19 protein-coding genes are annotated in these 21424 nt (G+C 69.9%); 17 read left to right on the top strand and 2 right to left on the bottom strand.

The window, feature by feature from the left end:
- Window positions 1-40 precede the first annotated feature (40 nt).
- Window positions 41-1111 carry a type III polyketide synthase gene (locus tag ACOJVU_RS07775; RefSeq protein ID WP_421529261.1) on the top strand — a complete coding sequence of 357 codons (1071 nt, stop codon included), beginning with the start codon at window positions 41-43 and terminating at the stop codon, window positions 1109-1111.
- A gap of 34 nt (window positions 1112-1145) precedes the next feature.
- Here the strand turns inward: ACOJVU_RS07775 and ACOJVU_RS07780 are convergent, their stop codons facing one another.
- A complete protein-coding gene (locus ACOJVU_RS07780) occupies window positions 1146-2972 on the bottom strand; it encodes an ABC-F family ATP-binding cassette domain-containing protein (protein ID WP_421529238.1) in 1827 nt (608 codons plus the stop codon).
- Between the two features lie 90 nt (window positions 2973-3062).
- Here ACOJVU_RS07780 and ACOJVU_RS07785 point away from each other — a divergent pair, with 90 nt between their 5' ends.
- Window positions 3063-6086: an acyl-CoA synthetase gene (locus ACOJVU_RS07785; RefSeq protein WP_421529239.1), complete on the top strand. Its 3024-nt coding sequence runs from the start codon at window positions 3063-3065 to the stop codon at window positions 6084-6086.
- Window positions 6086-6313, top strand: coding sequence for a Trm112 family protein (locus ACOJVU_RS07790; RefSeq protein WP_421529240.1), 228 nt, complete (start codon window positions 6086-6088; stop codon window positions 6311-6313). Before ACOJVU_RS07785 ends, ACOJVU_RS07790 begins: the two co-directional genes overlap by 1 nt.
- Window positions 6314-6367: 54 nt before the next feature.
- Here ACOJVU_RS07790 and ACOJVU_RS07795 read toward each other — a convergent pair whose 3' ends face one another.
- On the bottom strand, window positions 6368-7639 hold the full coding sequence (locus ACOJVU_RS07795; protein ID WP_421529241.1) for an ammonium transporter: 1272 nt from the start codon (window positions 7637-7639) through the stop codon (window positions 6368-6370).
- An 81-nt stretch (window positions 7640-7720) separates the two neighbouring features.
- On the opposite strand from ACOJVU_RS07795, the gene ACOJVU_RS07800 reads away from it, so the two are divergent.
- The 14 genes from ACOJVU_RS07800 (at window position 7721) to xerD (ending at window position 21367) form a co-directional block, all read left to right on the top strand.
- Window positions 7721-8335: a DNA-3-methyladenine glycosylase gene (locus ACOJVU_RS07800; RefSeq protein WP_421529242.1), complete on the top strand. Its 615-nt coding sequence runs from the start codon at window positions 7721-7723 to the stop codon at window positions 8333-8335.
- Between the two features lie 19 nt (window positions 8336-8354).
- The gene (gene tyrS / locus ACOJVU_RS07805) at window positions 8355-9626 is read left to right on the top strand and encodes a tyrosine--tRNA ligase (RefSeq protein WP_421529262.1); all 1272 of its coding nucleotides are present in this window, start codon (window positions 8355-8357) and stop codon (window positions 9624-9626) included.
- Window positions 9627-9725: 99 nt separating this feature from the next.
- Window positions 9726-10088 (top strand): DUF732 domain-containing protein, encoded by a 363-nt coding sequence (locus ACOJVU_RS07810; protein WP_421529243.1) that lies wholly within the window; start codon window positions 9726-9728, stop codon window positions 10086-10088.
- Between the two features lie 32 nt (window positions 10089-10120).
- Entirely contained in the window at window positions 10121-10921 is an 801-nt protein-coding gene (locus tag ACOJVU_RS07815; protein WP_421529244.1) for a tetratricopeptide repeat protein, read from the top strand.
- A gap of 1 nt (window position 10922) precedes the next feature.
- A complete protein-coding gene (locus ACOJVU_RS07820; RefSeq protein ID WP_421529245.1) occupies window positions 10923-11933 on the top strand; it encodes an HAD-IIA family hydrolase in 1011 nt (336 codons plus the stop codon).
- Window positions 11934-11956: 23 nt separating this feature from the next.
- Entirely contained in the window at window positions 11957-12142 is a 186-nt protein-coding gene (locus ACOJVU_RS07825; RefSeq protein WP_421529246.1) for a hypothetical protein, read from the top strand.
- A 4-nt stretch (window positions 12143-12146) separates the two neighbouring features.
- On the top strand, window positions 12147-12953 hold the full coding sequence (locus ACOJVU_RS07830; RefSeq protein ID WP_421529247.1) for a TlyA family RNA methyltransferase: 807 nt from the start codon (window positions 12147-12149) through the stop codon (window positions 12951-12953).
- On the top strand, window positions 12950-13885 hold the full coding sequence (locus tag ACOJVU_RS07835; protein ID WP_421529248.1) for an NAD kinase: 936 nt from the start codon (window positions 12950-12952) through the stop codon (window positions 13883-13885). The genes ACOJVU_RS07830 and ACOJVU_RS07835 overlap by 4 nt, the downstream gene beginning before the upstream one ends.
- A 6-nt stretch (window positions 13886-13891) precedes the next feature.
- On the top strand, window positions 13892-15637 hold the full coding sequence (gene recN / locus ACOJVU_RS07840; RefSeq protein ID WP_421529249.1) for a DNA repair protein RecN: 1746 nt from the start codon (window positions 13892-13894) through the stop codon (window positions 15635-15637).
- 169 nt (window positions 15638-15806) lie between these two features.
- Window positions 15807-16988, top strand: a complete 1182-nt coding sequence (gene steA / locus ACOJVU_RS07845) for a putative cytokinetic ring protein SteA (RefSeq protein ID WP_421529250.1) — start codon at window positions 15807-15809, stop codon at window positions 16986-16988.
- The gene (locus tag ACOJVU_RS07850) at window positions 16989-17933 is read left to right on the top strand and encodes a copper transporter (protein ID WP_421529251.1); all 945 of its coding nucleotides are present in this window, start codon (window positions 16989-16991) and stop codon (window positions 17931-17933) included.
- 131 nt (window positions 17934-18064) lie between these two features.
- Window positions 18065-19813 (top strand): CTP synthase, encoded by a 1749-nt coding sequence (locus ACOJVU_RS07855; RefSeq protein ID WP_421529252.1) that lies wholly within the window; start codon window positions 18065-18067, stop codon window positions 19811-19813.
- Window positions 19806-20426 carry an NUDIX domain-containing protein gene (locus ACOJVU_RS07860; protein WP_421529253.1) on the top strand — a complete coding sequence of 207 codons (621 nt, stop codon included), beginning with the start codon at window positions 19806-19808 and terminating at the stop codon, window positions 20424-20426. The genes ACOJVU_RS07855 and ACOJVU_RS07860 overlap by 8 nt, the downstream gene beginning before the upstream one ends.
- Window positions 20426-21367, top strand: coding sequence for a site-specific tyrosine recombinase XerD (gene xerD / locus ACOJVU_RS07865; RefSeq protein WP_421529254.1), 942 nt, complete (start codon window positions 20426-20428; stop codon window positions 21365-21367). The genes ACOJVU_RS07860 and xerD overlap by 1 nt, the downstream gene beginning before the upstream one ends.
- The last annotated feature ends 57 nt before the right edge of the window (window positions 21368-21424 follow it).

The raw sequence follows: 21424 nt of genomic DNA on the forward strand, positions 1-21424 counted from the left end.
TACGGGGATCTTCATGGTGGGGGCACCGGAGGTAGAGAAATTGAGCGTCATCGCGGGCGTATTCGGGGCATTGCCGTCGAACAGGTACAGCCAGAGCGAGATCACCGACCAGTTCGTCGAATTCCCCGGGCTGAAAGAACATGAGGAAATCGTGCGGCGCCTGCACGCCGCAGCGAAGGTCAACTCCCGGCACCTCGTGCTTCCGCTGGAAAGGTACGCGTCGCTGACCGACTTCGGTGAGGCGAACGAGATTTTCATCGACAACGCGGTCGAATTGGGCTGCCAGGCTCTGCTGGGTGCGCTGGACGAGGCGGGCCTGAAGCCCCAGGACATCAACATGATCGCCACCACGACAGTGACCGGCGTCGCGGTGCCGTCGCTGGATGCCCGGATCGCCGGGCGGCTCGGACTGCGACCCGATGTACGCCGGATGCCGTTGTTCGGCCTCGGCTGCGCGGCCGGTGCTGCCGGTGTGGGCCGACTGCACGACTATCTGCGCGGCGCGCCCGACGATGTCGCCGTCTTGCTGTCGGTGGAGCTGTGCTCGCTGACGTATCCGGCGTGCAAACCGACCGTGTCGGGCCTGGTCGGGAGCGCGCTCTTCGGTGACGGCGCGGCCGCGGTGGTGGCCGTCGGTGAGCGCCGGGCACAGCGCGACACACAGGTCCGCGCCAGCGGTCCGGACATCGTCGACTCACGCAGCCGCCTGTACCCGGACTCGCTGGACATCATGGGCTGGAACGTCAGTTCCGCCGGCTTCCAACTGGTGCTGTCCCCGGAGCTGCCGACACTCATCGACCGGTATCTCGCCGACGACGTCACCGGGTTCCTCGCCGCGCACGAGTTGACCAAGGACGACATCGGCGCGTGGGTCACCCATCCCGGCGGCCCCAAGGTCCTCAACGCGATCACCAAGAGCCTCGAACTGCCGCCCGAGGCGCTGGAGTTGACGTGGCGCTCGCTGGGGGAGATCGCCAACCTCTCGTCGGCCTCGGTGCTGCACATCCTGCGTGACACCATCGCCAAGCCGCCGCCCAGCGAAAGCCCCGGGCTGATGCTCGCGATGGGACCAGGATTCTGTTCCGAGCTGGTGTTGCTGCGCTGGCACTGACCTGCGGGCGCCCTCCTGCCCGCTGACCTCGAGGTCACGGCGAGGACTGTTCGAGCATCTCCGAGAGCTCCAGCCAGCGTGCCTCGGTGGTGGCGACGTCGCCTTCCAGGCCGCGCAGTTCCCGGGTCAGTCCGACCAGTCCGACGTGGTCGGACTGGTCGTGTTCGGCGAGTTCGAGATGTTTGGTCGCGATCCGTTCGGCCAGGCGCGCCAGTTGGCGGTCGATCGACGCCAGCTCTTTCTCGGCGGCACGCCGCTCGGCCCCGGACATCCCGGCCCCGGCGCCCGAGACGGCCGCCGGCCCGGATCCGGATATCGCCTGCGGGCCGGCTGCGGCCGCAGCGGTTCGCCGGGCCGCCAGCTGGAGGTAGTCGTCGATGCCGCCGGGCAGATGCCGCAGCCGGCCGTCGAGGATCGCGTACTGCTGATCGGTGACTCGTTCCAGCAGATAGCGGTCGTGCGACACGACGATCAACGTGCCCGCCCAGGAGTCGAGCAAGTCCTCGGTGGCGGTGAGCATGTCGGTGTCGACGTCGTTGGTGGGCTCGTCGAGCAACAGCACGTTCGGCTCGGACAACAGCGTGAGCATCAGCTGCAGCCGTCGCCGCTGGCCGCCGGACAGTTCGCCGACACGTGCCGAGAGCTGGCCTTGAGGCATGCGCCCGCCGAACCCGAGCCGCTCGAGCAGCTGTGTCGGGGTGACCTCGCGGTCGTCGACCTGGTAGCCGCCGCGCAGCCGGCCCAGCACATCGGCGATCCGGTCCCCGGCCATCGGGGACAGCATCTCGCCCTGCTGGTCGAGCACGGCCAGGCGCACAGTTTTCCCGCGCTTGACGCGCCCGCTGTCGGGCCGGACGGTGCCGGCGATCAAGCCCAGCAGCGTCGACTTGCCCGCACCGTTGGCGCCGAGGATGCCGGTGCGCTCGCCCGGGCCGATCCGCCATTCGATATCACGCAGCACCGGACGGCCTCCGAACGAAACCGAGACGTCGAGAAGGTCGATGACGTCCTTACCCAGCCGGGTGCTCGCCAACTTGGCCAATTCGACGGTGTTGCGCAGCGGTGGCACGTCGGATATGAGCTGGTTGGCGGCCTCGATGCGGAATTTGGGCTTCGAGGTCCGCGCCTGCGGACCCCGGCGCAGCCAGGCCAGTTCCTTGCGCATCAGGTTCTGCCGCTTGGCCTCGGCGCCCGCAGCCAGCCGGTCGCGCTCGACGCGCTGCAGCACGTAGGCCGCGTACCCGCCGTCGAAGGGTTCGACGACGCCGTCGTGCACTTCCCATGTCGTCGTCACGACCTCGTCGAGGAACCAGCGGTCGTGGGTGACCAGCAACAGGCCGCCGGTGTTGCGGGCCCAGCGCTGCCGCAGATGCTCGGCCAGCCAGCTGATGCCTTCGATGTCGAGGTGATTCGTCGGCTCGTCGAGGGCGATCACGTCCCATTCGCCGACTAGCAGCCGGGCCAGCTGCACTCGACGTCGCTGCCCTCCGCTGAGGGTGCCCACCCGCGCGTCCCACCCGATGTCGGCCACCAGGCCTGCGACGACGTCGCGGACCCGCGGCTCGCCCGCCCACTGGTGTTCGGCCTGGTCGCCGACGAGGGTCCAGCCCACGGTCCGGTTCGGGTCCAGGGTGTCGGCCTGGCTCACGGCTCCCACCCGCAGCCCGGTGCGGGCGGTGACCCGACCCGAGTCCGGCCGCAGTTCTGCGGTCAGCAGGGCGAGCAGGCTGGACTTGCCGTCCCCGTTTCGTCCGACGATGCCGATGCGCGCGCCGTCGTTGACGCCGAGCGTGACCGACTCGAAGACCACGTGAGTCGGATATTCCAGGTGTACGGCCTCGGCCCCCAACAGGTGCGCCACCGGGACGACCTTAGCTGGACGCCGACGCCGGGCACCCACACCGTCGCAGCCGGCCTGCGAATAGCCTGATCAGGGACGCAAAAGGTGCTCATGTGCCATGATGTCCAGGCTGTCGAGAATCAGGGAGCATGGGTGGATCTGAACTTGTCGGTGATCACACGGCCGGTTGGGCGCCTGGTCGCCACCGCGCAGAACGGGCTGGAGGTCCTACGACTCGGAGGCCTGGATACCGGCAGCGTCCCGTCGCCCTCGCAGATCGTCGAGAGCGTGCCGATGTACAAGCTTCGGCGCTATTTCCCCCCGGACAGCCGGCTTGGGCAGGGGCACGTGGGTCCGCCGGTGCTGATGGTGCACCCGATGATGATGTCGGCGGACATGTGGGACGTCACTCGTGACGAAGGCGCGGTGGGAATCCTGCACGCCAACGGGCTGGACCCGTGGGTGATCGACTTCGGCTCGCCCGACAAGGTCGAAGGCGGCATGCGGCGCAACCTCGCCGACCACATCGTGGCGCTCAGCCAGGCCATCGACACCGTCCGGGACTCCACCGGCAGCGATGTGCACCTGGTCGGGTATTCGCAGGGCGGCATGTTCTGTTACCAGACCGCGGCCTACCGGCGTTCGAAGAACATCGCCGGCATCGTCGCCTTCGGCTCCCCGGTGGACATCCTGGCCGCCTTGCCGATGAACATCCCGCCGAATCTGGGCGCCGCGGCCGCCAATTTCATGGCCGACCATGTCTTCAGCTGGCTGGACATTCCAAGTTGGTTGGCGCGCACAGGGTTTCAGATGCTCGACCCGCTCAAGACCGCCAAAGCCCGCCTCGACTTCGTGCGCCAGCTGCACGACAGGGAGGCGCTGCTGCCGCGCGAACATCAGCGCAGATTCCTCGAATCCGAGGGCTGGATCGCCTGGTCGGGCCCCGCCGTCTCCGAGCTGCTCAAGCAGTTCATCGCGCACAACCGGATGATGACCGGCGGTTTCGCGATCAACGGGCAGATGGTCACGCTCACCGACATCACCTGCCCGGTGCTGGCGTTCGTCGGGGAAGTCGACGACATCGGCCAGCCCGCGTCGGTGCGCGGCATCCGCCGCGCGGCCCCGAACGCCGAAGTCTACGAATGCATCATCCGCACAGGACATTTCGGCCTGGTGGTGGGGAGCAAGGCGGCGCAGCAGAGCTGGCCCACGGTCGCCGAATGGGTGAAGTGGCTTTCTGCCGGTGGCGACAAACCGGCCGGCATCGAGGTGATGGCCGATCAGCCCGGACAGCGCACCGACAGCGGGGTGGCGTTGAGTTCGCGGCTCGCCCACGGCATCGGGGAAGTCTCCGGGGCGGCGCTGGCGATGGCGCGCGGTACGGCCGAGGCGGTCGTGACAGCCAACAAGTCCCTGCGCACGCTGGCCGTCGAGACGGTCAGGACGTTGCCGCGATTGGCCCGGCTCGGTCAGATCAACGATCACACCCGGATCTCGCTGGGCCGCATCATCGAGGAGCAGGCCTCCGCCGCGCCCCAGGGCGAATTCCTGTTGTTCGACGGGCGGGTGCACACCTACGAGGCGGTGAACCGGCGGATCGACAACGTCGTGCGCGGCCTCATCGACGTCGGAGTACGGCAGGGCGACCGGGTGGGCGTGGTGATGGAGACGCGGCCCAGCGCGCTGGTCGCTATCGTCGCGCTGTCCCGGCTGGGCGCGGTTGCCGTGGTGATGCGCGCCGACGCCGATTTGGCCGCCTCGGCGCACCTCGGGGGAGTGTCGGAAATCCTGACCGACCCCACCAACCTGGACGCGGTGCTCGCCACCGGGCCGCAGACGACCGGGCAGGTGCTGGTGCTCGGCGGCGGGGAAACCCGCGACCTGCACCCCCCTGAGGGCGCCGACGTCATCGACATGGAGCGCATCGACCCCGACGTCGTCGAGCTGCCGGCCTGGTACCGGCCCAACCCGGGACTGGCCCGCGACCTGGCGTTCGTCGCGTTCACCGCCGTCGGCGGCGAGCTGGTCGCCAAGCACATCACCAACTACCGCTGGGCGGTTTCGGCGTTCGGCACCGCGTCCACGGCCACCTTGAACCGCCGCGACACCGTGTACTGTCTGACCCCGCTGCACCACGAGTCGGCGCTGCTGGTCAGTCTCGGCGGCGCGGTGGTGGGCGGCACGCGGATCGCGTTGTCACGGGGCCTGGACCCCGAGCGGTTCATCCGCGAGGTGCGCCAGTACGGCGTCACTGTGGTGTCCTACACGTGGGCGATGCTGCGCGAAGTCGTCGACGACCCGGCGTTCGTGCTGCACGGCAACCACCCGGTGCGGCTGTTCATCGGCTCGGGCATGCCGACCGGGTTGTGGGCGCGTGTCCTCGACTCCTTCGCCCCCGCCCGCGTGGTGGAGTTCTTCGCGACCACCGACGGGCATGCCGTCCTGGCCAACGTGTCGGGCGCCAAGATCGGCAGCAAAGGCCGCCCGCTGCCCGGCGCCGGGCGGATCGAACTGGGGGCCTATGACACCGAAGGCGACCTGATCCTGGAGAACGAGCGCGGCTTCGTGCAGACCGCCGAGGTCAATCAGGTGGGGGTGCTGCTCGCGGCATCCAACGGGCCGATCGACCCCACTGCGTCGGTCAAGCGGGGGGTGTTCGCCGCCGGCGACACCTGGATCTCCACCGAATACCTGTTCCGTCGCGACGAGGACGGCGACTACTGGCTGATGGGCCGGCGCGGCTCGGTGGTGCGCACCGCGCGCGGTCTGGTCTATGCCGAACCGGTCACCGATGCGCTGGGCGGCATCAACGGCGTCGACCTGGCGGTCACCTACGATGTGCCGGTCGGGGACAGGCAGGTCGCGGTCTCGGCGGTGACGCTGCTGCCCGGGGCCACCATCACCGCGGCCGACCTGACCGAAGCCGTCGATCGGATTGCCGTCGGGCTGGGGCCCGACGTCGTGCACGTGGTCGCGCAACTGACGCTGAGCGCCAGCTTCCGTCCCAGCGTCGGGGCCCTGCGCGCGGCCGGCATCCCCAAGCCTGGGCGTCAGGTGTGGTGTTTCGATACCGACACCGGACAATTCCGCCGACTGACTCCGGGGGTCCGAGCCGAGATGAGTGGCGAGGCGTGATGATCGACGATGAACTGCTGCGCATTCTGGTGTGCCCGGCAGACCGGGGCCCGCTGCTGCTGGTCTCCCGGGACGCGGGGGGCGAGTTGCTCTACAACCCGCGGCTGCGCCGGGCCTACCGCATCGAGGACGGCATCCCGGTGCTGCTGATCGACGAGGCCCGCGACGTCGACGACGACGAGCACGCCCGGCTCACGGCGCAAGCCCGCCCGGCAGATCCCCGGTGAGACAGGCGCCATCACCATCCCCGCCAACTGCGATGCGACGAGTTTCTGAGAGGCTCAGCGCTCGTCGAAACCCGGTCGGCGCAATGGCAGGTGCCCGTGCACGCCCTCGGCGTAGGCGGTTTCGGCGTGCTGCGTCAGGTCGACACCGGTGGTCTCGTCTTCGGCGCTGAGCCGGAAGCCCATCACCCGATCGATCAGCGTGGCCAGCACGAACGACACGCCGAACGCGTAGGCAGCGACGACGACGATCGCGAGCGACTGCTTGCCGAGCTGGGTGAAGCCGCCCCCGTACAACAGGCCCCGCGGGCCCGACGTCATGACCGACGTGGCAAGCAGCCCGATCAAGGACACGCCGACGACACCTCCGACGAAGTGCACACCGACCACGTCGAGCGAATCGTCGTAGGAGAATCGGAATTTGGCGCCCACTGCGAACGAGCACACGAAGCCGGCGGCGAGTCCGACGACCGCCGCGCCGAGCGTGTCCACGGTGCCGCACGACGGGGTGATGGCCACCAGGCCGGCGACCACTCCGGACGCCGCGCCGAAGGTGGTGGGCCTGCCGTCGCGGAACTGTTCGACCGAGAGCCAGCCGAGCATGCCCAGGCAGCCGGCGACGAGCGTGTTGAGGAAGATGGCCGCGGCGGTGCCGTTGGCGGCCAGCGCCGAACCGGCGTTGAAGCCGAACCAGCCGAACCACAGCAGCCCGACACCGAGCATGACCAGGGGCAGGTTGTGCGGCCGCATGGCGTCCTTCTTGAAGCCGAGGCGGGGCCCCAGCGCCAGCGCCAGCGCCAGCGCGGAGGAACCCGAGACGATCTCGACGACCAGGCCGCCCGCGTAGTCGAGCACCCCCAGCTTGGTCAGCCAGCCACCTGGTCCCCACACCCAGTGGGCCACAACCGAATACACGAGGATCGCCCACGCCGGGACGAACATCATCCAGGCGGCGAATTTGGCTCGGTCGGCGATCGCGCCGCTGACCAGCGCGGCGGTGATGATCGCGAACGTCAACTGAAATGTGGCAAAGAGCAGTTCCGGCACCGCGCCATGGGCGGTGCCGGGGGTGATGCCGGCCATCCCGACGTGTTCGAGGTTGCCGACCAGCCCGGCGGCTGCATCGTCGGAGAACGCGAGCGTATAGCCGACCAGCAGCCATGCCACCGTGACCAGCGGTATGGCGATGAAGCTCATCATGATCATGTTGAGCACCCCGGTCGTGCGGGCCATGCCGCCGTAGAAGATGGCCAGGCCCGGCGTCATCAGCAGGACCAGGGCGGTGCTGGCGAGGAGCCACGCCGTTGCGGCAGGGTCGATCGCGTGCATGAGGTGGGCTCCATTCTTTTGCCCTGACGTCCTTGAGACACCGGGATCCTGCCATGTTCGTGGTGCCGGTATTTTCGACGGGTGGCTGCACGCCGGCTGTTGGTCGACCCGGTCGAAGCCGCGCACCGGTTGCTCGGCGCCACCATCGCCTGCCGGGGCGTGCGCGCCACGGTCGTCGAGGTCGAGGCCTACGGAGGAGTACCCGAGGGCCCCTGGCCGGACGCCGCCGCCCACTCCTACCGCGGGCGCAGCGCCCGCAACGCCGTCATGTTCGGTCCACCCGGGCGGCTCTACACCTACCGCAGCCATGGGGTCCACGTCTGCGCCAACGTCTCGTGCGGGCCGGACGGCACCGCCGCGGCCGTCTTGCTGAGGGCCGCCGCCATCGAGGACGGCCTGTCCGCAGTCCGGTCGCGGCGGGGCGAGTCGGTGCGCGAGACCGCGCTGGCGCGCGGCCCGGGCAATCTGTGTTCGGCGTTGGGAATCGACATGTCCCACAACGGGATCGATGTGTTCGACCCGGCCGCCCCGGTGCGGCTGACGCTCGGCGGGCCGGTGGACGCGGTTGTCGCGGGCCCGCGCGTGGGGATCAGTCAGGCGGCCGACCGGCCGTGGCGCCTGTGGCTCGCCGACCGGCCGGAGGTGTCGGCCTACCGCCGCAGCCCGCGGGCGCCGGCGCCGGGCGCCGACGACTAGCCCGACGCGCACTGGAAAAATCGGCGTCATGATCCTCGACGAGCTGCGCTGGCGCGGGTTGATCGCGCAGTCCACCGACCTCGATGCGCTGGCCGCCGAAGCGCAACGCGGGCCGCTGACGGTCTACGCCGGCTTCGACCCGACCGCGCCCAGCCTGCACGCCGGACATCTGGTGCCGCTGTTGGCGCTGCGACGGTTCCAGCGCGCGGGGCACCGACCCATTGTGCTGGCCGGCGGAGCGACCGGCATGATCGGCGACCCGCGTGAGGTTGGCGAGCGCAGCCTCAACGAGGCTGACACCGTCGCTCAGTGGACCGAGCGCATCGGCGGTCAACTGGAGCGGTTCGTGGATTTCGGCGACGCCCCGACTGGCGCCATCGTCGTCAACAACCTGGATTGGACCAGCCGGCTGTCGGCGATCGAGTTCCTGCGCGACCTGGGCAAACACTTCTCGGTCAACGTGATGCTCGATCGCGACACCATCCGCCGGCGCCTGGAGGGCGAGGGCATCTCCTACACCGAGTTCAGCTACATGCTGCTGCAGGCCAACGACTACGTCGAACTGCACCGGCGCCACGGCTGCACGCTGCAGATCGGCGGCTCCGACCAATGGGGCAACATCATCGCCGGGGTCCGGCTGGTCCGCCAGAAGCTGGGTGCGTCCGTGCACGCGCTGACGGTCCCGCTGGTGACCGCCTCTGACGGCACCAAGTTCGGCAAATCCACCGGCGGCGGCAGCCTGTGGCTGGACCCGGAGATGACCACCCCCTATGCCTGGTACCAGTACTTCGTGAACACCGCCGACGCCGACGTGATCCGCTACCTGCGGTGGTTCACCTTCCTGGCGGCCGACGAGCTGGCCGAGCTGGAGCAGGCCACCGCTGTGCGCCCGCACCAACGCGCCGCGCAGCGACGGCTGGCCCGCGAGCTGACCGTCCTGGTGCACGGCGAGGCGGCCGCCGAGGCCGTCGAGCACGCCAGCGGGGCGCTGTTCGGGCACGGTGAGCTTGAGCGCCTGGATGAACCGACGCTGACGGCCGCGCTGCGCGAGACGGCGGTGGCCGAACTCGGGGCCGGCGTTCCCGACGGCATCGTCGACCTCCTGGTGGCCAGTGGCCTGTCCGAGAGCAGGAAGGCCGCCCGCCGCACGATCAGCGAAGGCGGCGTCTCGGTCAACAATGTCCGCATCGAGAGCGACCAGTGGGCACCGGAGGCCTCGGATTTCCTGCACGGTCGTTGGTTGGTGCTTCGCCGCGGCAAGCGCAACATCGCCGGAGTCGAGAAGCTTTAGTACGCGGCGAGAACGGTCCGCGACCGCAAAACGCGGCGGCGTGCAAACCTTTACCCCACCGCGCCTTGGTTGTGATCCGCGTTGGCCAAAGTTGTCACGATGACTTGGCCGACGCGTGCGCAATTGACCCTGGTGCGGTTCCTGGGACTGGCTACGGCGCTGGTTGCCCTGGCCGCAACGGTGGCGGCGCCCACCCGCGCCGACATGCTGGGTACTACTTTCCTGTCGGCGCTGACCAACAACGGCATCGCCTACTCCCAGCCGGCCACCACCCAGGCGCTGGGTCAGTCGGTGTGCCCGTCGTTGTTCTCCCCCGGCGGGTCGTTCGACGCCGTGGTGGCCAGGATGGCCGAGGATACCGGCATGTCCTATCCCGTCGCGGGCAAGTTCGCCGTCGTCGCGGTCGCGACGTACTGTCCGGCGATGATGGCACCGCTGCTGTCGAACCGGCTGCAGTCCTAGTCGGGTCGGGGCGGCCCCGTATTCTCGGCAGCGTGGTCGACGACAGGCAGCAACCCGGCAGGGAGCGGCGCCCGCGCCCGGCATCGGGGGCCTGGGCGGGGCCCGGCCGGGCCCGTCCCGCCCAGGCCAAGAGTGCCGACGGCCATCAATGCCGTGGCGACTGCGCGCCGCACGACGCACCCGCCATCCCCACCGACGTGGATGCCCGCCAGCTGGCTCCCGAGATCCGCCGCGAGCTGAGCACCCTGGATCGGGCGACCGCCGACGTAATCGCCCGCCACCTGGTCGCCGCCGGCGCACTGCTGGATGAGGATCCGGAGGCGGCGCTCGGTCACGCACGCGCAGCGCGGGCCCGCTCCAGCAGGATCGCCGCGGTTCGCGAAGCCGTCGGCATCGCCGCCTATCAGTGCGGCGACTGGGCCCAGGCGTTGTCGGAGCTGCGCGCCGCCCGCAGGATGGGCAGCGCATCGTCGTTGCTGGCACTGATGGCCGATTGCGAACGCGGACTGGGCCGCCCGGAACGCGCGATCGAGCTGGCGCGCGGGCCCGAGGCCGCGGGGCTCAGCGGCGATGACGCCGACGAACTGCGCATCGTCGCCGCCGGCGCGCGTGCCGATCTCGGGCAGCTCGAGCAGGCGCTGACCGTGCTGTCCACGCCGCAGCTGGATCCGGCGCGCAAAGGCCCCACCGCGGCGCGGTTGTTCTACGCCTACGCCGATACGCTGCTCGCGCTGGACCGCAGGGACGAGGCGCTGCAGTGGTTCCTGCGTTGCGCGGGTGCCGACGTCGAGGGTGTCACCGACGCCGAGGACCGGGTCGGCGAGCTCGCCTGACATGACGACCATCGCGCAGGACTACGACTGCCTGCTGCTCGACCTGGACGGTACGGCGTTTCGTGGTCGCAGCCCCACCGAGGGCGCGGTGCAGGCGCTCGCCGCGGTGCGCAGCCGCACGTTCTTCGTCACCAACAACGCGTCCCGCAGCGCCGCGGAGGTCGCGGCGCACCTCGGCGATCTCGGCTTCGCGGCCGCCCCCGGCGACGTCGCCACCAGCGCCCAGAGCGCCGCGCGGCTGGTGGCCGATCAGCTGCCGCCGGGCTCCCCGGTGCTGATCGTGGGCACCGACGCGTTGGCCGACGAGGTCGCTGCGGCCGGGCTGCGTCCGGTGCGCCGCTACGACGATCACCCCGTCGCCGTCGTGCAGGGACTGTCCCTGACCGTCGGCTGGCCGCACCTGGCCGAGGCCGCCCAGGCGATCCGGGCCGGCGCGTTGTGGGTGGCGGCCAACCTCGATCCCACGTTGCCCACCGAACGGGGACTGTTGCCCGGCAACGGGTCCATGGTCGCCGCGCTGCGAGCGGCGACCGGCGCCGACCCACAGGTCGCCGGCAAACCGGCGCCGCGGCTGCTGACCGACGCGGTGGCCCGCGGCGAGTTTCGCGCGCCGCTGGTGGTGGGGGACAGGCTGGACACCGACATCGAGGGCGCCAACGCCGCCGGGCTACCCAGCCTGATGGTGCTCAGCGGGGTCAGCACCGCGCGGGACGCGGTGTTCGCCGAAGCCGTTCACCGCCCCACCTACCTCGGCCACGACTTGCGCTCCCTGCATTGCAGCGCCGAGTCGCTCGCGGTGGGCCCGCAACCCGGCTGGCGCGTGGAGGTCACCGGCACGGCGCTGACCGTGAGTGCCGACGGCGACGGCCACGCGCAGGGAGACGGGCTGGCGGTCGTGCGCGCGGTGGCCGGCGCGGTGTGGGGTGCTCCGGCCGCCCCGACGCACATCAGGGCCGGCGACGAGCGGGCCCGCGACGCCCTGCAACACTGGTCGTTGCTGCACCCCGGCTGAGGGGTGACTAGCCTAGAGACGCGATGGACATCCACCCTGACCGCATTCGCGCCGAAATCGACACTCTGCTCGCCGGGCTCCCCGACCCCGAGAATTCCGAAACCTCAGCGGACGGGCCGTCTCTGGCCGAGCTCGAGGACGTAGCGCGCCGTCTTTCCGAGGCGCACGACGTGCTGCTGGCCGCGCTGGAGTCGGCCGAGAACGGCTAGTGGGGTGGCGCGCCGTGCCCGCGTTGACGCCGAACTGGTGCGGCGCGGCCTCGCCCGGTCGCGACAGCAGGCCGCGGAGTTGATCGGCGCCGGGAAGGTCAGTATCGACGGACTGCCCGCCCGCAAAGCCGGCACCGCGGTCGCCCTCACCGCCAAGCTGACCGTCGCCGACGGCGATCGTGGCTGGGTGTCGCGCGGGGCGCACAAACTCATCGGCGCGCTGGACGCGTTCGGGATATCCGCGGCGGGCCGCCGCTGCCTGGACGCCGGGGCGTCGACGGGCGGGTTCACCGAGGTGCTGCTGGACCGCGGGGCCGCCTGGGTGGTCGCCGCCGACGTGGGATACGGGCAGCTGGCCTGGTCGCTGCGCAGCGACCCCCGGGTGGTCGTCGTCGAGCGGACCAACGTCCGCGACCTGACGCCCGAGGCGATCGGCGGGCCTGCCGACCTGGTGGTGGCCGACCTGTCGTTCATCTCGCTGGCCACCGTGCTGCCCGCGCTGGTTCGGTGCGCGTGGCCGGGCGCGGATATCGTTCCCATGGTGAAGCCGCAGTTTGAGGTGGGCAAGGGCCAGGTGGGCGCCGGCGGGGTGGTGCGCGATCCCGACTTGCGCGCCGACTCGGTGCTGGCCGTCGCGCGGAGCGCTCGGGAGCTGGGGTGGCAGACGGTCGGCGTCGCGGCCAGCCCGCTGCCGGGCCCCTCGGGTAACGTCGAATACTTCGTGTGGCTGCGCGCCGAGACCGATCGGGCGCTGGCGGGAGACGAGTTGGGCGACGCCGTGCGCCGCGCCGTGGCGGAGGGCCCGCGATGAGTGGTCAACCGAGCGTGCCCCGCACCGTCCTGCTGGTGGTCCACACCGGGCGCGACGAGGCGACAGAGACCGCTCGTCGGATAGTGAAGGTATTGGGCGACAACGGCATTGCGGTGCGCTTACTCTCCACTGAGGCCGTCGACAGGGGCTCGCTGCACCTGGCTCCCGGCGAGATGCGGGCGATGGGCGTCGAGATCGAGGTCGTCGAGACCGACCCGCACGCGGCCGAGGGATGCGAGCTGGTGCTGGTCCTCGGCGGCGACGGCACCTTCTTGCGGGCGGCCGAGCTGGCGAAAAACGCCGGGGTTCCGGTGCTGGGGGTCAACCTGGGCAGGATCGGATTCTTGGCCGAGGCCGAGGCCGAGGCCATCGATCGGGTGCTGGACTGCGTCGTCACGCGCAACTATCAGGTGGAGGAACGCCTGACCCTCGACGTCGTCGTGAACCAGGGCGGCCGGGTCCTCCGTCGGGAGTGGGCTCTCAACGAGATGAGCCTGGAAAGAGGTCCGCGGCTCGGTGTGCTCGGGGTGGTCGTCGAGATCGAGGGACGCCCGGTGTCGGCGTTCGGCTGCGACGGGGTGTTGGTGTCGACGCCGACCGGGTCCACCGCCTATGCCTTCTCCGCCGGCGGCCCGGTGCTGTGGCCGGACCTCGAGGCAATCCTGGTGGTGCCCAACAACGCCCACGCGTTGTTCGCCCGGCCCATGGTCATCAGTCCGGATGCGATGGTGGCCATCGAGATCGAAGGAGACGGGCACGACGCCCTGGTGTTCTGCGACGGCCGCCGCGAAATGCCGGTGCCGGCCGGCAGCCGGCTGGAGGTCAGCCGCTGCGCCACCCCGGTTCGGTGGGCGCGCCTGGACAGTGCGCCGTTCACCGACCGGTTAGTGCGCAAGTTCCGGTTGCCGGTAACCGGGTGGCGCGGGAAGTAATCGCCGGTGCTGACCGAGATTCGGATCGAGTCGCTGGGCGCCATCGGCGTGGCCACCGCCGAGTTCGACCGTGGCCTCACGGTGCTCACCGGCGAGACCGGCACCGGCAAGACCATGGTGGTCACCGGGTTGCACCTGTTGGGCGGCGCCCGAGCCGACCCCAGCCGGGTGCGGTCCGGAGCCGATCGCGCGGTGGTCGAGGGACGTTTCACCACAAAAGATCTCGACGACGCGGTGACCACCCGCCTCGACGGGATGCTGGACGCGTCGGGGGCGGAGCGCGACGAGGACGGCAGCGTCATCGCATTGCGCTCGGTCAGCCGCGAGGGGCCCTCGCGCGCCTACCTCGGCGGCCGCAGCGTGCCGGCCAAGACGCTGAGCGGCTTCACCACCGAGCTGCTGACCCTGCACGGGCAGAACGACCAGTTACGGCTGATGCGTCCCGAACAGCAGCGCGCCGCGCTGGACCGCTTCGCGGGGACCGCGCCGGCGTGCGAGCGCTACCGCAAGCTGCGTGATGCCTGGCTGTCGGCGCGGCGCGACCTGATCGACCGGCGCGGCCGGGCCCGCGAACTGGCGCAGGAAGCCGACCGGCTGAAGTTCGCGCTCACCGAGATCGACGCGGCCGACCCCCAACCCGGCGAGGACGACGCGCTGGTCGCCGGCATCGTGCGGCTCTCCGAGCTGGACGCGCTGCGCGAGGCTGCGGCCGGTGCGCGCGCGGCGCTGGCCGGGGCGCCCGACGACGCGGACGGGTCCGCTCCGTGCGCCTCCGATTGCCTGGGGCGGGCGAGAACAGCCCTGGAGTCGGTGGACGACGCGACGCTGCGGACGCTGGCCGGGCAGGTCGTCGACGCGCTGAGGACGGTCGCCGAGGTCGCCCGCGAACTGGGCGGCTTCCTGGACGCGCTGCCCATGGACGCCAGTGCGCTGGAATCCAAGCTCGCCCGGCAGGCCGAACTGCGCTCGTTGACCCGCAAGTACGCCGCCGACATCGACGGGGTGCTGGGTTGGGCGCGCGAAGCGCGTGAGCGGCTCGCCCAACTGGACACCTCCGAGGAGGGATTGGCGGCTTTGGCCTCCCGGGTCGACGAACTGGAGCGCGAATTAGCTCATGCGGCAGTCGAGCTCGGGAAGGCGCGGCGCAAGGCGGCCAAGCGGCTGGCCAAGGAGGTGACCGCGGAGCTGGCTGGCCTGGCGATGGGCGACGCCGAGTTCACCATCGACGTCACCACCGACGCAGCGGATCCCGAGGACTCCACCGCGCTCACGTTGCCCTCCGGGGAGCTGGCCAAGGCGGGCGGCGACGGCGTCGACGCCGTCGAGTTCGGCTTCGCGGCGCACCGGGGCATGATGGTGCTGCCGCTGGCCAAGAGCGCGTCCGGCGGCGAGCTGTCGCGGGTGATGCTGGCGCTGGAGGTGGTGCTGGCGGCCGCGGCCTCCGGTCTGACGATGGTGTTCGACGAGGTCGACGCCGGCGTCGGCGGCCGGGCCGCGGTGCAGATCGGGCGGCGGCTGGCCCGGCTGGCGCGCACCCATCAGGTCATCGTGGTGACGCACCTGCCGCAGGTCGCCGCATACGCGGACGTGCATCTGGTGGTGCACAGCGCGCAAGGCGCGAGTTCGGTGCAAGGCGTCACCGGCGACGAGCGGGTCGCCGAGCTGGCGCGGATGCTGGCCGGGCTGGGGGAATCCGACAGCGGCCGCGCACACGCGCGCGAACTGCTCGACGCGGCCCAGCGCGACATCTGAGGCACACGATGTCTGAGGCGCCCGCCGCCCACCGTTGCGCACCGTCGCGCAACGGCATCGATGCCCGCTCGTCATCAGCCTGTGACAGTTGTGACTCTAGTTGACTAATGGTGCTGATGTTACGGCGCGCCTCCACGCTCCGGCAGTGCTTCGCCGACAGAATCGGCCCATGAAGATGTCAGGGCTGCTCTCGCGTAATACCTCCCGTCCGGGCCTGACCGGCACCGCCCGGGTCGACCGGAACATCGACCGCTTGCTGCGCCGGGTGTGCCCCGGCGACATCGTGGTGCTCGACATTCTGGATCTGGACCGCATCACCGCCGACGCCCTGGTGGAAGCCGACATCGCCGCGGTCGTCAACGCATCGCCCTCGGTGTCGGGCCGCTACCCGAACATGGGGCCCGAGGTGCTCGTCAACAACGGAGTCACCCTGATCGACGACACCGGCCCGGACATCTTCAAGAAGGTCAAGGACGGCGCCAAGATCCGCCTGTACGAAGGCGGGGTGTACGCGGGCGACCGCCGGCTGGTCCGCGGGACCGAACGCACCGACCACGACATCGCCGAACTGATGCGGGAGGCCAAGAGCGGTCTGGCGGCGCATTTGGAGGCGTTCGCCGGCAACACGATCGAGTTCATCAAGAGCGAGAGCCCGTTGCTCATCGACGGTATCGGCATCCCCGACGTCGACGTCGACCTGCGCCGCCGCCACGTGGTGATCGTCGCCGACGAGCCCAGCGCCGAAGACGACCTGCGCTCGCTCAAGCCGTTCATCAAGGAGTATCAGCCGGTGCTCATCGGCGTCGGCAGCGGCGCGGATGTCTTGCGCAAGGCCGGCTATCGTCCGCAGCTCATCGTCGGGGATCCCGATCACATCGGCGCCGAGGCCCTCAAGTGCGGTGCCCAGGTCGTGCTGCCCGCCGACGCCGACGGTCACGCGCCAGGTCTGGAGCGGATCCAGGACCTCGGCGTGGGGGCGATGACCTTCCCGGCGGCGGGCTCGGCGGTCGATCTGGCGCTGCTGCTGGCCGATCACCACGGCGCCGCGCTGCTGGTGACGGCGGGACACACCGCCAACATCGAGACGTTCTTCGACCGGACGCGCGCGCAGAGCAACCCGTCGACCTTCCTGACCAGGCTACGGGTGGGGGAGAAGGTGGTGGACGCCAAAGCCGTTGCCACCCTGTACCGACACAACATCTCCGGCGGCGCCATCGCGCTGCTGGCGCTCACGATGCTGATCGCCATCGTCGTCGCCCTGTGGGTGTCGCGCACCGACGCCGTGGTGCTGCACTGGATCGCCGAGTACTGGAACCACCTGATTCTCATGGTGCAGAAGTGGATGACCTAGATGATCTCGTTGCGCCAACACGCGCTCTCGCTGGCCGCGGTATTCCTGGCGCTGGCCGTCGGTGTGGTGTTGGGTTCGGGTTTTTTGTCCGACACCCTGTTGTCCAGCCTGCGTGACGAGAAGCGCGATCTGTACACACAGATAAGCGGACTCAACGACCAGAAGAATGCGCTGACCCAAAAGCTCGGCGCAGCCAACGCTTTCGATGCTCAACTGGCGGGACGGATCGTGCGCGACGTACTGGGCGGGAAGTCGGTGGTGGTGTTCCGGACCCCGGACGCCAAGGATGACGACGTGGCGGCCGTGTCGAAGTTCGTCGGCGAGTCCGGGGGTGCGGTCACCGGTACGGTGTCGCTGACCCAGGAGTTCGTCGACGCCAACTCCGCCGAGAAGCTGGCGACGGTGGTGCACTCCTCGGTCCTGCCCGCCGGCCAGCAATTGAGCACCAAGCTCGTCGACCAGGGCTCACAAGCCGGCGACCTACTGGGCATCGCGCTGTTGATCAACGCCAACCCGGATGTCCAACAAGTTCAGGACCCCGAGCGCGACGCCGTGCTGGCGTCGCTGCGGGACACCGGATTCATCACCTATCAGCCGGCCGATCACCTCGGGGCGGCAAACGGGGCGCTCGTGGTGACCGGCGGCGCGCTTCCGCAGGACGCCGGCAATCATGGGGTCAGCGTGGCGCGGTTCTCCGCGGCGCTGGCACCGCACGGTTCGGGAACGCTGCTCGCCGGTCGCGACGGGTCGGCGACGGGCGGAGCTGCGGTCGCCGTGACCCGCGCCGACGCCGCCATGTCGTCGGTGGTCAGTACCGTCGACGACGTGGACACCGCACCGGGAAGGATCACGGCGATCCTGGGCCTGCACGACCTGATCAACGGCGGCCACGTGGGGCAGTACGGTACCGGCCATGGGGCAACCTCGGTCACCGTTCCTCAGTAGGCACGTCCCCTCGGGCGTGTTCGCGGCACCGCGGGGTGCCGGGTGTTAGGGTGGGTTTCCGTGGGTCGGCAGGCCCATCTAGTCGAAGCTGGAAATCCCCAAGCCCTGCCCGTCTTCACGGAGGTCGCCTCTTGCGTAAGCATCCGCAAACCGCCACGAAGCACCTCTTCGTCAGCGGTGGCGTCGCCTCCTCGCTCGGCAAGGGCTTGACTGCGAGCAGCCTGGGCCAGTTGCTCACCGCCCGCGGGTTGCACGTGATGATGCAGAAGCTCGACCCTTACCTCAACGTCGACCCGGGCACGATGAACCCGTTCCAGCACGGCGAGGTCTTCGTCACCGAGGACGGCGCCGAAACCGACCTCGATGTCGGCCACTACGAGCGGTTCTTGGACCGCGACCTGTCCGGCTCGGCGAATGTCACGACCGGGCAGGTCTATTCGAGTGTGATCGCCAAGGAGCGGCGCGGCGAATATCTCGGCGACACCGTGCAGGTGATCCCGCACATCACCGACGAGATCAAGCGGCGCATCCTGGCGATGGCCGCGCCCGGCGCCGACGGACACCGCCCGGACGTCGTCATCACCGAGATCGGCGGCACGGTGGGTGACATCGAGTCACTGCCATTCCTCGAGGCGGTTCGGCAGGTCCGCCACGACCTCGGGCGGGAGAACGTGTTCTTCCTGCACGTCTCGCTGGTGCCCTACCTGGCCCCCTCGGGAGAGTTGAAGACCAAGCCGACCCAGCATTCGGTGGCCGCGTTGCGCAGCATCGGCATCACGCCCGACGCGCTGATCCTGCGCTGCGACCGCGACGTCCCGGAAGCGCTGAAGAACAAGATCGCACTGATGTGTGACGTCGACATCGACGGGGTGATCTCGACCCCCGACGCACCGTCGATCTACGACATCCCGAAGGTGTTGCACCGCGAGGAACTCGACGCGTTCGTGGTGCGCAGGCTCCATCTGCCGTTCCGCGATGTCGACTGGACCGAGTGGGACGACCTGCTGCGCAGAGTGCACGAACCGCACGACACCGTGCGAATCGCTCTGGTGGGCAAGTATGTCGAGCTCTCCGACGCGTACCTGTCGGTCGCCGAGGCACTACGCGCCGGCGGGTTCAAACACTACGCGAAGGTCGAGATGGACTGGGTGGCGTCCGACGAGTGCGAGACCCCCGCCGGTGCCGCGCACGCGCTGGCCGACGTGCACGGGGTGTTGGTCCCCGGCGGGTTCGGCATCCGCGGCATCGAGGGCAAGATCGGGGCGATCCGCCATGCCCGCACGCGCGGTCTTCCGGTGCTGGGGCTGTGTCTGGGCTTGCAGTGCATCGTGATCGAAGCCGCCCGCTCTGTCGGTATCAGCGGGGCGGATTCCGCCGAATTCGAGCCGGGCACACCCGATCCCGTGATCTCCACGATGGCCGACCAGCTCGACATCGTCGCCGGAGAGGCGGACCTGGGCGGCACCATGCGCCTGGGTGCGTATCCGGCGGTGCTGGAACCGGGTTCTCTCGTGGCCGAGGCCTACGGCACCACTCAGGTCTCCGAGCGGCACCGGCATCGCTACGAGGTCAACAACGCCTATCGCGACCGGATTGCCGAGAGCGGTCTGCGTTTTTCGGGTACCTCGCCCGATGGCCGCCTGGTGGAGTTCGTCGAATATCCGCCGGAGGTGCACCCATTCCTCGTCGGCACCCAGGCCCATCCCGAGCTGAAGAGCCGACCGACCCGCCCGCACCCACTGTTTGTCGCCTTCGTCGGCGCGGCCATCGACTACAAAGCGGGTGAGCTGCTGCCGATGGACATCTCCGAGCACGCGCCCAACGGGAGCCATCACGACGGTGCGCAAAGCCCGCTTCCCCAGCCCGCGTCCCGTGGCTGAGCACGTTTTCGAGACAACGTCATCCGAAACCCTTTACACGGGAAAGATTTTCGCGCTGCGACGCGACGAGGTGCGGATGCCGGGCGACACGGTCGTCACCAGGGAGGTCGTCGAGCACTTCGGCGCGGTGGCCGTGGTGGCGCTGGACGACAGGCGCAACGTCGCGTTGGTCTACCAGTACCGGCACGCATTGGGCCGCCGCCTGTGGGAGTTGCCCGCCGGATTGCTCGACGTCATGGGGGAGGCGCCGCACCTGACGGCCGCCCGGGAACTGCAGGAGGAGGCCGGACTGCGGGCCGACACGTGGCGCGTGCTCGTGGACCTCGATTCCACCCCGGGCTTCAGCGACGAATCCGTGCGTGTCTACCTCGCCACCGGGTTGAGCCAGGTGGACCGGCCCGAGGCCCATCACGAAGAGGCCGACATGCAGTTGCAGTGGTTCCCCCTCACCGACGCCGTCCGCAAGGTGTTCGGCGGCGAAATCGTCAACGCGATTGCCGTGGCGGGACTGTTGGCCGCCCACGCCGTCGCCGGCGGGTTCGCCACGCCACGTCCGATCGACAGCCCCTGGACCGACAGGCCGACGGCGTTCACCGCCCGAAGGGACCGCTAGTGGCGACGGCGGCGCTGGAGTCGCAACTGCAAGGCTACTTCGACCACCTGACGATCGAGCGGGGTGTTTCGGCCAATACGCTCAGCTCCTATCGCCGCGACCTGCGACGCTATTCGAAGCACCTGGCGGAGCGGGGAATTCACGATCTGGCGAAAGTGGGTGAGAACGACGTCAGCGACTTCTTGGTGGCGTTGCGCCGCGGCGACCCCGAAGCCGGGACCGCGGCGCTGTCGGCGGTGTCGGCGGCCCGGGCGTTGATCGCGGTGCGCGGCCTGCACCGGTTTGCCGCCGCCGAAGGGCTTGCCGAACTGGACGTGGCGCAGGCGGTGCGGCCGCCAACTCCATCGCGCCGACTCCCCAAGAGCCTCACGGTCGACGAGGTGCTGGCGCTGCTGGAGGGCGCCGGCGGCGACAGCCCCGCCGACGGCCCCCTGACGCTGCGCAACCGTGCACTGCTGGAGTTGTTGTACTCCACCGGATCGCGCATCTCCGAAGCCGTCGGGCTGGACGTCGACGACATCGACACCGCAGCCAGGTCGGTGCTGCTTCGCGGCAAGGGCGGTAAACAGCGGCTGGTGCCGGTGGGGCGTCCCGCCGTGGCGGCGCTGGAGGCCTACCTGGTGCGCGGGCGCCCGGAACTGGCGCGGCGGGGCCGCGGCACGCCGGCGATCTTCCTCAACGTGCACGGCGGGCGGTTGTCGCGGCAGAGCGCGTGGCAGGTGCTGCAGGACGCGGCCGAACGGGCGGGTATCACGTCGGGGGTTTCGCCGCACATGCTGCGGCATTCCTTTGCCACTCATCTGCTGGAGGGCGGCGCCGATGTCCGCGTCGTGCAGGAGCTGCTCGGTCACGCCTCGGTCACGACGACGCAGATCTACACGCTGGTGACCGTGCATGCCCTGCGCGAGGTGTGGGCCGGCGCCCACCCGCGGGCGCGTTAGGTTGCGCGAGCAGTCGCACGAGCTCACATTTCGTCCCGGAAATAGGGGATTGCGCTG

The sequence above is a fragment of the Mycobacterium sp. THU-M104 genome (assembly GCF_049197365.1).
In the GTDB taxonomy this organism is placed as follows: Bacteria; Actinomycetota; Actinomycetes; order Mycobacteriales; family Mycobacteriaceae; genus Mycobacterium.